Source organism: Nitrosococcus wardiae (assembly GCF_004421105.1).
Taxonomy (GTDB): domain Bacteria; phylum Pseudomonadota; class Gammaproteobacteria; order Nitrosococcales; family Nitrosococcaceae; genus Nitrosococcus; species Nitrosococcus wardiae.
In genome coordinates this window covers 2,226,841-2,241,225 of the sequence record NZ_CP038033.1, presented here as the reverse complement: position 1 = coordinate 2,241,225, position 14,385 = coordinate 2,226,841, and the positions used below count along the sequence as shown (strand labels likewise).

8 protein-coding genes and 1 pseudogene are annotated in these 14,385 nt (G+C 53.6%); 8 read left to right on the top strand and 1 reads right to left on the bottom strand.

The window, feature by feature from the left end; all coding sequences use genetic code 11:
* The first annotated feature begins 115 nt into the window (after positions 1 to 115).
* The 8 genes and pseudogenes from E3U44_RS20365 to E3U44_RS10860 all read left to right on the top strand — a co-directional run.
* Entirely contained in the window at positions 116 to 2,710 is a 2,595-nt protein-coding gene (locus tag E3U44_RS20365) for a cation-translocating P-type ATPase (protein ID WP_206054758.1), read from the top strand.
* A 34-nt stretch (positions 2,711 to 2,744) separates the two neighbouring features.
* Complete coding sequence (otsB, locus tag E3U44_RS10890) at positions 2,745 to 6,698, top strand: trehalose-phosphatase (RefSeq protein WP_240761385.1); 3,954 nt, start codon at positions 2,745 to 2,747, stop codon at positions 6,696 to 6,698.
* 160 nt (positions 6,699 to 6,858) lie between these two features.
* A complete protein-coding gene (gene fabB / locus E3U44_RS10885; RefSeq protein ID WP_134358208.1) occupies positions 6,859 to 8,097 on the top strand; it encodes a beta-ketoacyl-ACP synthase I in 1,239 nt (412 codons plus the stop codon).
* 289 nt (positions 8,098 to 8,386) lie between these two features.
* Complete coding sequence (hlyD, locus tag E3U44_RS10880) at positions 8,387 to 9,406, top strand: secretion protein HlyD (RefSeq protein ID WP_134358206.1); 1,020 nt, start codon at positions 8,387 to 8,389, stop codon at positions 9,404 to 9,406.
* Positions 9,407 to 9,409: 3 nt separating this feature from the next.
* Positions 9,410 to 11,161: an ATP-binding cassette domain-containing protein gene (locus E3U44_RS10875; protein ID WP_134358204.1), complete on the top strand. Its 1,752-nt coding sequence runs from the start codon at positions 9,410 to 9,412 to the stop codon at positions 11,159 to 11,161.
* A gap of 4 nt (positions 11,162 to 11,165) precedes the next feature.
* Entirely contained in the window at positions 11,166 to 12,323 is a 1,158-nt protein-coding gene (locus tag E3U44_RS10870) for an ABC transporter permease (RefSeq protein WP_134358202.1), read from the top strand.
* A 7-nt stretch (positions 12,324 to 12,330) separates the two neighbouring features.
* A complete protein-coding gene (locus tag E3U44_RS10865) occupies positions 12,331 to 13,428 on the top strand; it encodes an ABC transporter permease (protein WP_134358200.1) in 1,098 nt (365 codons plus the stop codon).
* 45 nt (positions 13,429 to 13,473) lie between these two features.
* Positions 13,474 to 13,629, top strand: a pseudogene (locus E3U44_RS10860) (sodium:proline symporter); the annotation flags it as partial.
* Between the two features lie 310 nt (positions 13,630 to 13,939).
* On the opposite strand, the gene E3U44_RS10855 reads toward E3U44_RS10860, so the two are convergent.
* The gene (locus tag E3U44_RS10855) at positions 13,940 to 14,335 is read right to left on the bottom strand and encodes an EF-hand domain-containing protein (RefSeq protein WP_134358199.1); all 396 of its coding nucleotides are present in this window, start codon (positions 14,333 to 14,335) and stop codon (positions 13,940 to 13,942) included.
* Between the last annotated feature and the right edge of the window lie 50 nt (positions 14,336 to 14,385).

The window sequence follows — 14,385 nt, the reverse complement described above, 5'->3', positions numbered from 1 at the left end:
CAGGAGAGGCGACAGCAGGTATTACACCAAGTGGATGAATTGACCGAATCCGGTTATCGGGCTCTGGCGTGGCGCAACGGGATAAGGGAGACCAAAAGCAGATGATCTCGTACTCATGCACCTAAAAAAAAATAAGAAACCGATGATCCCCGCATCGTCGGAAGGCCCCAGGGGAAACCCTCATGCCGAAGACGCGGAGACGACGCTCCGTTCCCTGGAGGTCGACCCCGAACGCGGCCTGACTGACGAGGAAGCCGCGCATCGACGGGAGCGCTACGGTCCCAATCGTCTGCGCGAGGGGAAAACCCGCAGCACCTGGCAGATTCTGCTTGAGCAGTTCAAAAGCACGGTAATTATTGTTTTAGTGATTGCGGGCGCCGTTGCCGTGATTTTTCAACACGGGCCTGAAGCCATGGCCATCAGTGCGGTGCTGCTGATCAATGCCGCCATCGGGTTCTTTACCGAATGGAAAGCCCGCCGCTCGATGAAAGCCCTGCAGCAAATGGCCGAGGCGCGCACCCGGGTGCTGCGCAATGGGCAGATGCGGGAAGTGGCTGACGAGGCGCTGGTACCCGGCGATATAGTCGTGCTCGAGGGCGGGGATCTAGCTCCCGCCGACATACGGCTGGTGGAGGCCCATCATCTGCGGGTGGATGAATCCCCGCTGACCGGCGAATCGGTCCCGGTCGAGAAACAGGTGGCGCCCGAGGCGCCGCTAGCCGAGCGCCTCAACCTACTCTATAAGGGCACCACGCTGACGGACGGTTCGGCCCGCGGCGTGGTGATCGGCACCGGTATGAACACCGAGCTGGGCCGCATCAGCGAGATGGCCGAGCGCGCCGAAGGGGAAGAAACGCCCCTGCAAAAGCGCCTCGACCGACTTGGCCGGCATTTGGCCTGGATCGCGCTCACCATCGCCGCCACTATCGCCGGGGTGGGGCTGGCCACGGGACTGGAACCCCGCCAGATGATCGAGACCGCGATCGCCTTGGGTGTGGCGGCTATTCCCGAGGGCCTGCCGATTGTCGCCACCATTGCACTCGCCCGCGGCATGTGGTTACTGGCCCGGCGCAACGCCCTTATCAACCGCTTGCCGGCGGTCGAAACGCTCGGCGCCACGCGGGTCATCTTCACCGACAAGACCGGCACCCTGACCGAGAACCAGATGACGATGCGTCGGATCCTCACCCCCGCCGCCGAGCACACGCTCAATGAGGCCGAGGGCAGCATCGACGGGGACGAACCTGACGCGGCGGCGGCAGCCGACCCGCTGCTGCGCCGCCTGTTCGAGGCGGTCGTACTGTGCAACAATGCGGCCCTTGCGCCGCCTGATAGCCCCTCCGAGGAGGAACAGGGCGACCCCACCGAGACGGCCCTCCTGCGCGCAGGCCGGCTGCTCGGGCTCGATCGTGGCGAATTGCGCAAACACCATGAAGAGGTGCGCGAAGAGCCCTTCAGTTCCGAGGTGATGATGATGGCCACCTATCACCGCAGCGACGGTGGCTTACGAGTGAATGTGAAAGGGGCCCCCCTGCGGGTGCTGGAGGCCTGTGACCGCATTGGGGGGGGTGGCGATAGTGAGACGCCGATGAGTGAGGCCAAGCGCCGCGAGTGGCTCGATGAGCAGGAGCGGCTCGCCGGCGAGGGCCTACGCGTGCTGGCCGTCGCCGATAAAATCGTCTCGTCCGCCGAAGAAGAGCCCTACCAGGGACTGCGCCTGCTAGGATTGGTGGGGCTGCTCGACCCGCCCCGTCGCGAAGTGCGTGCGGCCATCGAGCAATGCCAAGCGGCGGGGGTGCGTGTGGTGATGGTCACCGGCGACCAACCGGCTACCGCGGCCGCTATCGCCCGCGCCACGGGCATTGTGGAGGAGAAAGCGCCGCGGGTCCATCACGGGCGCGAGCTCAAAGACCCCGGGGAGATGAATGAGAACGAACGCGAAGACATCTTCAGGACCCCGATTTTCGCCCGGGTCAGCCCCGCCCAGAAGCTCCACCTTGTCAAGCTGTTTCAGGAACGCGGCCAAGTGGTGGCGATGACCGGTGATGGCGTCAATGACGCTCCGGCGCTCAAAAAAGCCGATATTGGCGTGGCCATGGGCGGGCTCACCTCTCTGCCGCTGCCCCTGCTGCCGCTGCAGATTCTCTATCTGAATGTGATCACGGACGTTTTTCCCGCGCTGGCACTGGGGATGGGCCAGGGCGAACCCGGCATCATGCACCGCCCCCCACGCCCCAAAGGCGAATCGGTGCTGGCGCGCCGTCACTGGATCGCCATCGGCGGCTGGTCGACCCTGATCGCGGCCGGCGTACTGGGCGCCCTGGCCGCGGCTTGGTATGGGCTGGGGTTGGAACGTGAACAGGCCATCACCGTGTCCTTCCTGACCCTGGCCTTCGGCAAATTGTGGTTTACCTTCAACCTGCGCCGCCCAGAGACGACACTGCTGCGCAATGATGTGGTCCGCAATCCCTGGATATGGGGTTCGATCGGCTTGTGTACCGCATTGCTGCTAGCAGCGGTCTACCTGCCGTTTCTCTCGACTCTCCTGCAAACTGTCCCTCCCGACACCAGCGGCTGGGGAATTATTCTGGGGGTCAGCCTCATGCCAATGCTGGTGGGTCAAGCACTCCGAATTGTGCAGGCGTATCGATTGGGCAGACAAGAGGGAGCGGCTAAGGGGGTAAAGTCTTCGAACGCGCGTCTTGGCTAAATCTCAACCAAGGAAAACTACCTCTTTAACAATAATGCCTTTACTGAATACCCACAAGACGATTTCCCGCAGCCACTTTGACGCTGTCATCTTCGATCTGGACGGTGTGATTACCCGCACAGCTCGCGTGCATGCCGCCGCCTGGAAGGCCATGTTTGATGACTTTCTGCAAAAGCAGGCCAAAGGGGCTGAGTTCAAGCCTTTTGATGACCGTGATTACCGCGATTATGTGGACGGCAAGCCCCGTTACGAAGGAGTGAAAAGTTTTCTCCACTCCCGCAATATTGCATTACCTTATGGCAGTCCCAGCGATTCAGTGGAGAAAGAGACGATATGTGGGTTAGGCAACCGCAAAAATGAACTCTTTCAAGAAAAGCTAAAAACGGAAGGGGTAGAAGTCTACCAGACCTCCGTCCAATTGATCCGGCGCCTGCGCAGTAAAGGGTTTCAGACGGCCGTGGTCTCTTCCAGCAAAAACTGTGGCCAAGTCCTGGAGGCAGTAGAGCTTTCCCATCTCTTTGACGTAAAAGTGGATGGCAATGATGCGGAAGCTTTAGACCTCAAGGGTAAACCCCATCCGGATATTTTCCTGGAAGCTGCCAACCGATTAGAGTTGCAGCCTAAACGCTGTGTGATATTTGAGGATGCGATAGCCGGCGTTCAAGCAGGCAGACAAGGAAAATTCGGCCGGGTAATTGGGGTCGATCGGAAGAATCAGATGGGAGCTTTGCAAGAGGCTGGGGCGGACATCGTCATTAAAGATCTGGTGGAAATAGGGACCATCGTACACATGCTCGATCTTTCTACGGCCCTAGAATCCCTGGACGCAATCCAAAATAGAATAGCCCAGTGCGAGATCGCCATTTTTCTCGACTACGACGGCACCCTCACCCCCATCGTCTCCCGTCCTGAAGAAGCGCTTCTCTCAGATGACATGGGCCAAACCTTGAGGGGACTGGCAGAGCAATGCTTAGTTGCCATTATTAGTGGTCGAGATTTAAAAGACGTGCGCCAACGAGTCGCCATTGAGGACCTCTATTATGCAGGCAGCCATGGCTTTGAAATCGCCGGTCCCAAAGATTTGAAAATGGAGCAAGCACAGGCTAAAGCCTGCTTGCCCGTCCTCGATGAGGCGGAGAAAGAATTAAGTGAGCAGCTTGAAAATATTGCAGGGGCTCAGTTAGAACGTAAGCGATTTTCCATCGCCATCCACTATCGGAATGTGGCAGAAGCCCAACTCGGCACCGTGGGAAGGATTGTGGATTTAGCACTGGAGAAACATACCGGGTTACATAAAAGTGATGGCAAGAAGGTTTATGACCTCCAGCCTGATGTGGCCTGGGATAAGGGGCAAGCCCTATTGTGGCTGTTAGACAAACTAAAACTCAATCGCCCCGATGTCCTGCCCCTTTATATTGGCGATGATATTACCGATGAAGATGCCTTTCGTGTCCTGGAAGAACGCGGTTTAGGATTAGTTGTGGGAGAAGAGGCCCGGGATACCCACGCTGAATACCGACTGAGAGACCCCGCTCAAGTGAGGGAATTTCTCCGTGCCCTGACCCGAATACTGGGAGAACGCCGTACCTGGACCCTGACTTACCGCGGCTTTGAACCCCAGGAAGAAGGCTTGCGGGAAGCCTTATGCACCTTGGGTAATGGCTACTTTGCCACCCGCGGGGCAGCCCCCGAATCCCAGGCTGATAAGATCCACTATCCCGGAACTTATCTGGCGGGCGGTTATAATCGCTTGAAGACTGCCATCGCCGGGCGCACGGTCGAGAATGAAGACTTAGTCAATTTACCTAACTGGCTATGTCTAGACTTCCGAATCATTGATGGACAGTGGCTTAACTTGGAAGAGGCGGATATTCTCTTTTATCGTCAAGAACTTGATATCCAACAAGGGATGTTAACCCGGGTGGTTCATTTTCGGGATAAAAAAGGCAGGGAAACCCGGCTCATTCAGCACCGACTGGTCAGTATGGCCCACATGCACCTGGCTGCATTGGAGACTATGATTACCCCGCTAAATTGGTCTGGCACTTTGGAGGTGCACTCGGCCTTGGATGGACAAGTGAGAAATTCCGGGGTAGCCCGATACCGCGCACTTAATAGCAGACATTTGGAGCCCGTGGAAACTCGCCTGATTAATGGGCACATTCTTCTGCTCAAGGTGCGAACGAATCAGTCCCAATTGACCCTTACCCAGGCAGCTAGGCTGGAGCTCTTCCTGGCTAATAAACCCGTGGCGACAGAGCGGCAAACGGAGGAGGAAACCGCCTATATTGCCCAGGCATTCACCGTGGAAATGGAGAAAGGAACCCCCCTCACCTTGGAAAAGACAGTGGCCCTTTATACGGCTCGGGATCCGGGCATTTCCGAATGCGGCCTAGAAGCGGTCAAAACCGTCCAAGAATCCCCTCGTTTTGAAAGCCTGCTCGATGCCCACAGCTTAGCGTGGAAACATCTTTGGCGACAGTTTGATATGCAGCTGGAAATTGCTGGAAGCGCCGGCGATCACCATATCCAGCAAATTCTTCGACTATACAGTTTTCATCTCCTGCAAAGTGCCTCTATGCACTCCCTAGATATTGATGTGGGTATGCCTTCCCGGGGTTGGCATGGGGAAGCCTATCGGGGACATATCTTTTGGGATGAGTTGATTATTTTTCCCTTTCTCAATTATCGAGCCCCTCAAATCACGCGAACCCTGCTCATGTACCGCTACCGTCGACTGAATGAAGCACGCAAGGCCGCTCAGGCACTCGGCTATAAAGGCGCCATGTATCCCTGGCAGAGCGGTAGCAATGGCCGGGAAGAATCCCAGCAACTTCATCTTAACCCCCGATCGGGACGCTGGATACCCGATAATTCTTACTTGCAGCGGCATATCAACGCGGCCATCGCCTACAATATCTGGCAGTATTTTCAAGTCACCGGCGACTTAAATTTTCTCGCTTTTTATGGGGCGGAAATGCTCCTGGAGATTGCCCGGTTCTGGGCAAGCATCGCCACCTACAACGAAGCGCTAGATTGTTATGAAATTCTGGGAGTCATGGGCCCAGATGAGTTTCACGATGCTTATCCAGAAGCTGAAAGCCCCGGCCTCAACAATAATGCCTATACCAATCTCATGGCTGTTTTCGTGCTGAACAAAGCCTTGGAGTTGTTCCAACTGCTGCCTGAGCAAGAGTGTCAGCAGCTTTGCGAAAAATTGGCCATCGAGGAATCCGAGAAAACTCGCTGGGAAGACATCAGCGGTAAAATGCGAGTCGTTTTCCATGACGATGGCATCATTAGCCAATTCGAAGGCTATGGCAATCTAAAAGAATTCGATTGGGAAGGCTACCGAAAGAAATACGATAATATTCAACGTTTAGACCGCCTTCTGGAGGCGGAAGGTGATACTGTCAACCGCTATAAAGCATCCAAGCAAGCCGATGTCCTCATGTTGTTTTACCTCTTCTCTGCAGAGGAATTGGGTGAGCTGTTCGCACAACTCGGCTATGCTTTTGATCCGGAAAAAATTCCCAAGAACATTGATTACTACCTCCAGCGTACCTCTAATGGTTCCTCCCTCAGTTGGATTATTCATTCCTGGGTCGCCGCCCGCCGGGATCGGGAACACTCCTGGCAACTCTTCCAGGAAGCGCTAAAGACTGATGTCGCAGATATTCAGGGAGGCACCACCCCTGAAGGTATCCATCTCGGCGCCATGGCAGGCTGTATCGATTTAGTACAACGCTGCTATCCTGGACTGGAGGCGAGAGGCCAGGTGCTGCACCTCAACCCTCGGTTCCCGGAAGGGCTAAAGAATATCCACATGCACCTGCGCTACCGCGGGCACTGGTTGGAGCTAGAGATTTCTTGTGAGAAATTAAAGATAGGATCCCTGGCCTGCGGGGCAGCACCGGTGGAAGTAGAGGTCAAAGGCAACTGCTTCCAACTTGAAGAAGGCAAGGTGAAAGAGATCTTTCTAGACTAAAGCCCTGCAATGCTTCAAGCATCTATTCAATTTTCACTGAGCCTGGTATCCTTAATTTATATTGCTTAGGCCATTATTAAAGCCCTCTTGATGATCTTTAGAACAAACGTGCCTTACACCCTTGCTTTAAGGAATGGGCCCGGAAAGATTTAGGAATAAAATGGGAAGAGAGCTTAGACGCGTTGTTATCACGGGGCTGGGTATTGTTTCCAGTATTGGCAACAACAAAGCAGAAGTAGTTGAAGCCTTAAAAGCCGGCCGTTCAGGGATCGAGTTCCACCAAGAGTATGCGGATCTAGGTTTGCGCAGCCAGATTCATGGCTCTGTGGACATCGATATTGAAGCCCTCATCGACCGCAAAGTTCGCCGCTTTATGGGGGACGGTGCGGCCTATAATTATCTTGCCATGGAACAGGCTATCGCTGACGCCGAACTCGCTTCAAATCTAGTCTCCCACCCCCGTACGGGCCTCATCATGGGCTCGGGCGGCCCTTCCACCAAGAATCTGGTGTTGGCGGCGGATACTCTGCGGGAAAAAGGAGTTCGCCGAGTAGGGCCTTATATGGTCCCGAGAACCATGTGCAGCACTAATTCTGCTTGCCTGGCAACTCCTTTCAAAATCAAAGGCATCAATTATTCCATCAGCTCCGCTTGCTCTACTAGTGCCCACTGCATCGGCAACGGGGTGGAACAAATTCAGCTTGGCAAACAGGACATTATTTTTGCCGGCGGCGGCGAGGAACTCCACTGGACCCTGACCATGTTGTTTGATGCCATGGGGGCCTTGTCTTCAAAATTCAATCAGACTCCTCACCAAGCCTCTCGCCCCTACGATATCCATCGTGACGGTTTCGTCATCGCTGGTGGCGGCGGTGTAGTCGTGCTTGAAGACTTAGAGCACGCCCAAGCCCGGGGAGCAAAAATTTATGCCGAAGTGATAGGCTACGGTGCCACCTCTGACGGTTACGACATGGTCGCCCCCTCTGGTGAAGGGGCCGTGCGCTGTATGCAGCAGGCGCTAGCCACCATTGATGGCCCTGTGGATTACATCAACGCCCATGGAACCAGCACGCCTGCAGGCGATATTAAAGAGCTAGAGGCTATCCAAGAAGTTTTCGCGGATCGGGAAGGGGGTATCCCAACCATCAGCTCGACCAAATCCTTAACCGGGCACGCCCTCGGCGCCGCCGGAGTCAATGAGGTGATCTATTCGCTACTGATGATGGAGCATGGCTTTATTGCCGCCTCGGCCAATCTCGATGAGATTGATCCGGGGGCGCAGGAATTCCCCATTGCCAGAGAACGCATTGATGGGGTGCAGCTTGAGACCACAATGTCCAACAGCTTTGGCTTTGGCGGCACCAATGCTTGCCTGGTATTAGGACGTTTTCGCAATTAACTTCGCCCCATACCTCCGGAGCCCACCTACTTTCCAGTTTTTTGAACCTCTCGCTAGAGACCGAAAAGGTATTAACTTTTAGGCATCCCTTCTTATGAGGGTGTCTCCTGCTGGTTTCCCCTCGCTTTCATGCGCCCTTCTAAACTACTTGTTCCCTAGTGCCACATCGCCGCCTCTCTCGAAAATCACAGAGATTAAGAAACGGGTATTTACCCTAATGACAATATCAACTTTAATTTTAGTGTTAGTATTAATAGACTGATTTAACTCAGAATAATTGACGCTAAAAATGGCGAGAGTAAACACGCTCAGACTCGCTCTCAGCCTAATGGGAGTGTTGATCGCCCTGGGCGCTGGTGGCTATTACCTATGGCAACAGGAGCGACAACCCCAAAAACGATTGGTGCTCTACGGCAATATCGATATCCGGGAAGTCAACCTGGGCTTTAACGTCTTTGGTCGGGTTGAACAAATGTTAGTAGAAGAAGGAGATGAAGTCACCCAAGGACAACGGCTCGCCGTCCTTGAACAGGATCGCTTCATCGATAGGGTGGCTGCGGCCCGTGCCAAGCTTGAAAAGCAACGGGCGGTAGTTAAAGAACTGGAAACGGGAAGCCGGCCAGAAGAAATCAAAAAGGCCCGAGCCGAAAAAGAAGCTGCCGAGATTGCGTTTAGAAATGCCCAGAGAATCTATGAACGTCGCTTAACGTTAGCCCATACTGAGGCTGTTTCCGAGGAAACTGTCGATGATGCTCGTGAGGCCCGTGACCGGGCCGCGGCTAATCTCGAAGCCGCCCGTCAAGTATTACAATTGGCTATTGAAGGGCCGCGCCAAGAAGATATTGAAGCCGCCCATGCGGAGGCACAGGCCCTTAAGGCAGAACTGGCCCTAGCCCAGGAAGACTTGCAGGACACCGAAATTTATGCGCCTGCAGCGGGAACTATCCGGGTTCGAATTCTAGAGCCTGGGGCCATTGTGACTGCAGGTGAACCGGTCTATACCCTTGCCCTTAAAAACCCTGTATGGGTACGGGCTTATATCTCAGAGCCTAATTTGGGACGAATTTACCCCGGCATGCCGGTGGAAGTCTTCACCGATAGCCGCCCTGAGCAACCTTACCAGGGCCAAATTGGCTTTATTTCACCCACCGCCGAATTTACTCCGAAAACCGTTCAGACCCCGGAGGTGCGGACCAGCCTTGTCTATCGCATTCGGGTCATTATTGCCAACCCGGACTATGGGCTACACCAAGGGATGCCAGTTACCCTGATCATTCCTTTGCAAAACCATCTAGAGGGCAACCCCTAGGGAATGGCAAACTCAGTGGTCGAAATCAAGGAGGTCACCAAGACCTTCACCGCGACCACCGGCCCTTCGACGGCAATCGCCGATTTGAGTGCGAGCCTCCCAGAAGCTCAGATAACCACTCTGGTAGGACCTGATGGGGCGGGCAAAACCACCCTCATGCGATTAATGGCGGGGCTACTACTGCCTTCCCGAGGAACCCTGCAGGTGCTAGGCCAAAATACCGCCCACTCAATGGCCGAACTTCGCCAACAGATTGGCTACATGCCCCAGAGTTTTGGCCTCTATGAAGAACTTACGGTGCGGGAAAATCTCAACTTTTACGCTGACTTACAGGGCCTAGGCGGTGTGGAACGGGGACAACGATTTAAGGAACTATTGCGCTTTACTGGCCTAGAACCCTTCCAAACCCGACCCGCCGGCAAGCTTTCCGGGGGTATGAAACAAAAGCTGGGACTTGCCAGTACTTTGATTCGGCCGCCCCGCTTACTCTTGCTTGATGAACCCAGTGTAGGTGTTGATCCCCTCTCACGCCGGGAACTCTGGGAGATTGTCCGCACCCTGGTCAAGCAGGGCATGACCGTTCTATGGAGCACCGCCTATTTGGATGAAGCAGAACGCAGTGATGGGATCTTAGCCCTCGACTACGGCCGAAAAATCTACGAAGGAACGCCCCAAGATTTCATCACACCAATGCAAGGCCGAATTTTTATCTTGTCTGCCCCCCAGGCGAATCTACGCTCACTCCAACGCCAGGCGCTAGCACAAAGCAATATTGTTGATGCGGTATTGCGCGGCCAAAGATTACGCCTTGTAACTACTGAAGGCAAGGAGAAACCCCGTTTGGAAGATCTCATTGGGAAAAAAGGAGAACACCAGAAAGCGGAGATTAAGGCCGTCAAACCACGCTTGGAAGATGCCTATGTGGCCGCCCTCCAGCCTCAACGGAAAAAAGGTCTTATGGAAAGCAAAATTGAGTTGGCCGCACACTATATCACCCAAAAAACTGAACAAGCGCCTATCCAGGCGAAGGCCCTCACTCGCCGCTTTGGCTCTTTCACCGCCGTCGATAGGGTGAGCTTTTCCGTTCAACGAGGTGAGATCTTCGGCCTACTTGGCCCCAATGGGGCCGGCAAATCTACTATTTTTAAAGTGCTCTCTGGCCTTTTACCCCCCACTGAAGGGGGGGCTCTCGTGGCCGGCATTGACTTGCGCCGTGCCGCCGCAGTGGCACGCAGCCGCATCGGTTACATGGCCCAGCATTTCTCCCTTTATTCAGCCCTGACGGTAAATCAAAATCTGCGCTTTTTTAGCGGGGTGTATGGGCTTAAGGGCCGGCGCCTCCAGCAACAAATAAAAACTTTCTCTGAGGCACTCGGCCTTGATGCATTTGCCGACCAGACCAGCGGTTCACTGCCTCTGGGCTATAAACAGCGGCTTTCTCTAGCCTGTGCCATTATGCATGAGCCGGAGATCCTGTTTCTGGATGAACCCACTTCCGGGGTGGATCCCCTTACCCGGCGTGAATTCTGGCTTCGGATCAATGAAATGGCCGAGCGGGGAGTCACCATTCTAGTGACCACTCATTTTATGGAGGAAGCAGAATACTGTAACCGGCTCGCTATCATCTACGAAGGACAATTAATTGCCCTGGGCTCCCCCGATGAACTGAAGCAAGAATATCAAACTCCAGAGCACCCCGAACCCAGCATTGAGGAGACTTTTATCCACTTGATTGAAGAACGGCAACAAGGCTAACTCTATGCCCAAACAATCCCCCCTGCCTTCGAGACCTTCTCCCTATCTCAGTTTAAAACGGTTGCAGGGACTCGTCGTCAAGGAAAGCCGGCAAATTCTGCGCGATCCAAGTAGCATCGGCATTGCCTTTGTTCTCCCCACAATCCTGTTATTTCTCTTTGGCTATGGTGTCTCCCTAGATGCCAAACATGTCCAGGTCGCCCTGGTGGTAGAACAGCCCACTGAGGCAACCGCCAGCTTTACCGCTTCTTTTATGGGCTCAGAGTACTTTGAGCCGCGTCTCCTGCCTCAGCGCCGGATCGCCGAGAAGGCCCTACTCGCAGGAAAAGTGCAAGGAATAGTAGTACTCCGGGAAAACTTTGCAGAACAGATCCATAAAAAGGAAGGGGCGCCCATCCAAGTCATTGTGGATGGCACTGATGCCAATACTGGCCGCCAAATCCTCGGTTATGTGCGCCGAGTCTGGCGTGACTGGCTAGAACTCCATGCCCGCAATCAAGGACTCACTTTCCAGCAACCCGTTAACCAGGAGTTCCGAATCTGGTTTAATCCAGAGGTCCGCAGTCAGAACTTTCTGGTCCCCGGCTTGATTGCTATTATTATGACCCTCACGGGGGCTCTACTCACTTCCTTGTTAGTGGCCCGAGAATACGATCGGGGCACTATCGAAGCCCTTATGGTGACCCCGGCGACTGCCGATGAACTGCTCCTAGGTAAGCTGATTCCCACCTTTTTCCTAGGGATGGGAGGCATGGCCCTTTCTCTTGCCATAGGGGTAGGATTGTTCGAGGTCCCCTTTCACGGCTCCCTCTGGGTACTTTTTTTCACGGCTGCCCTTTTTATGTTCGCGACCTTAGGGATGGGACTACTCATTTCGACCCTGGCTAAGGACCAGTTTGTGGCCGGTCAGATTGCGATCATGGTCACTTTTCTACCGGCTTTTTTGCTCTCGGGGTTTATTTTCAATTTGGCCAGCACACCCGCATGGATTCAGGCAATTTCCTATCTCATTGCCGCCCGTTATTTCATTGAGATTCTGAAGACCTTGTTTCTAGTAGGTAACGTCTGGGACATTATTCTCCCTAACGCGGCCGCCCTCTTTTTAATGGCCAGTGTTTTACTTACCCTCAGCCGGGTACTCACCCATAAGCGTTTGGAGTAAAGTCATCATGTGGGGCCGTATTAGGGCGCTGATAATAAAAGAATTTTTAGCGACTCTAAAGGATAAAAGAAGTCGTGCGGTGATTATGGCTTTGCCCTTTTTCCAGTTGATGGTTTTCCCTTATGCCACCACCCTGGATGTGACCTATATCCGACTTGGCGTCCTGAATAAAGACAGCGGCATTTTGGGACGGGATCTGGCAGCACGCTTTACTGCGGGACAGGGTTTTAAGCTGGTGGAAACTTTAACCCATGATGCCGAAATCACTCAACTCGTTAATACCGGTGATGTGGATCTTGTGCTTCATATTGGCGAAAACTTTTCCCAGCATTTGAAACAAAGGCGTTCTGCCCCGGTACAGTTGATTGTGGATGGGCGCAACTCCAACACAGCTTTAATTCTCCTGGATTACGCTGGCCAAATTATTGCTGACTTTAATCGGGAACGGGCTATCCAGCCTTTACCGTCCCATCTGGTGGAACGGGCCTGGTTCAACCCGAACCTTTTAAGCCTTTGGTCTGTACTGCCGGGTTTTCTCGCTATTATCACCTTGGTGGCCACCCTCTCCATTACCGGTTTCGCCGTAGCTCGGGAAAAAGAAGTAGGAACTTTCCAGCAGCTTCTGGTAACCCCCTTGCACCCCCTCGAGATCGTGATCGGCAAGACCGTACCCGCTCTGGTTATCGGCCTGGCAGAAAGCGTTCTTATCCTTCTCGTATCAGTCTATTGGTATGGGGTCCCCCTCATTGGAAATCTGCTACTGCTGTACCTGGGCCTTTTCTTTTTTCTGCTTTCCAGTATTGGGATCGGATTGATGATCTCCTCCCTAGCAAGAACTCAGCAGCAAGCGCTACTGGGGGCTTTTTTTTTCATTGTCCCTACCGTGATCCTCTCGGGCTTTGCTACCCCCATTGCCAACATGCCCGAATGGATTCAAACGTTAACTTATCTCAACCCCATGCGTTATTTTCTAGCGATTTCCCGAGGTATTTTCCTCAAGGATACCCCTGCTGAATTTGTTTTTGCTCAAATCTGGCCGATGGCCCTCATCGCCCTCACCGCTTTGTTTCTTGCTGCCTGGCTATTCCGTCGTCGGCTTTATTGAAATGCTTCCAACTCCATCGTTCCTTATTCACTAGAAAAAATAAATATGTCTTCTGCTCAAAATACTCTCACAGCAACTTTTGTGGTTTACCTACTCGCTATGCTATTGCTTGGCCTGCTGGCCTACGTTCGGACCCGGGATTTGTCCGACTATATCCTCGGTGGCCGGAAACTTGGAAGTTGGACCACCGCCCTAAGTGCGGTGTCCTAAAATTTATATCAATTAAAATCAGACACTTAACCGCCATGCCCACCTCTAAACGTGACAAAATAGGCGATTTTTAGTCACGCCGTGACAAACGAAGTCACGATTTAGTCACGCTGAAAAGGCTAACCCTTTCCTCTGCCAATCCCAATTCTTGAGTTGACATCCCCCCCTTTCCCCTGGCGCTCTAAAGACAGCGATTGGACTACACGGTTCATCTACTGCTCCCTGCAATCGGAGGTAAAGAAGAGGGTACCTATCAGCTTTAAGGAAGTTTTTTCACAGGCACTCCCTTCCCTCTCGCCGGCTACATTCCTTCTCTCTGGTGTCCTTCGCTGCCTTCCTGTGCTCCGCGGTGGTGCTCTTTCAGCTGCTCTTTATGTTCCTCTTTATGTTCCTTTTCATATTCCCTAATAGCGGACTGCCACTCCTCCTGGGCTATAAAGCCGTCATTATTCGTGTCCATGCGCTTAAATTTCTTCTTCATGGCCTCTTCAACTTCATCCTTGCCGATGATGCCATCGCTATTTTTATCGAGCTTTTGGAACTCCTTTTTGTGCATCTCCTTATGCATCTTCTCCTTCCCTGCGGCCCCTCCTTCTTCACTGCCAGAGGGGTTTCCCGCAAAGGCTGGGGTTAAAACCAGCGATAAGACCCCGCCAAGCAAGAGGGAATGACACATCATCTTGTATTTCGCAACCATCCTGAAGTTCCTCCTTTCAGTTTTTCATCGACAAAAGTCACGCCAAGCAT

Coding starts and splice junctions, on each gene's coding strand:
- E3U44_RS20365 (WP_206054758.1), top strand. CDS start 116: ATGCACCTAAAAAAAAATAAGAAACCGATGATCCCCGCATCGTCGGAA.
- otsB (WP_240761385.1), top strand. CDS start 2,745: ATGCCTTTACTGAATACCCACAAGACGATTTCCCGCAGCCACTTTGAC.
- fabB (WP_134358208.1), top strand. CDS start 6,859: ATGGGAAGAGAGCTTAGACGCGTTGTTATCACGGGGCTGGGTATTGTT.
- hlyD (WP_134358206.1), top strand. CDS start 8,387: ATGGCGAGAGTAAACACGCTCAGACTCGCTCTCAGCCTAATGGGAGTG.
- E3U44_RS10875 (WP_134358204.1), top strand. CDS start 9,410: ATGGCAAACTCAGTGGTCGAAATCAAGGAGGTCACCAAGACCTTCACC.
- E3U44_RS10870 (WP_134358202.1), top strand. CDS start 11,166: ATGCCCAAACAATCCCCCCTGCCTTCGAGACCTTCTCCCTATCTCAGT.
- E3U44_RS10865 (WP_134358200.1), top strand. CDS start 12,331: ATGTGGGGCCGTATTAGGGCGCTGATAATAAAAGAATTTTTAGCGACT.
- E3U44_RS10855 (WP_134358199.1), bottom strand. CDS start 14,335: ATGGTTGCGAAATACAAGATGATGTGTCATTCCCTCTTGCTTGGCGGG.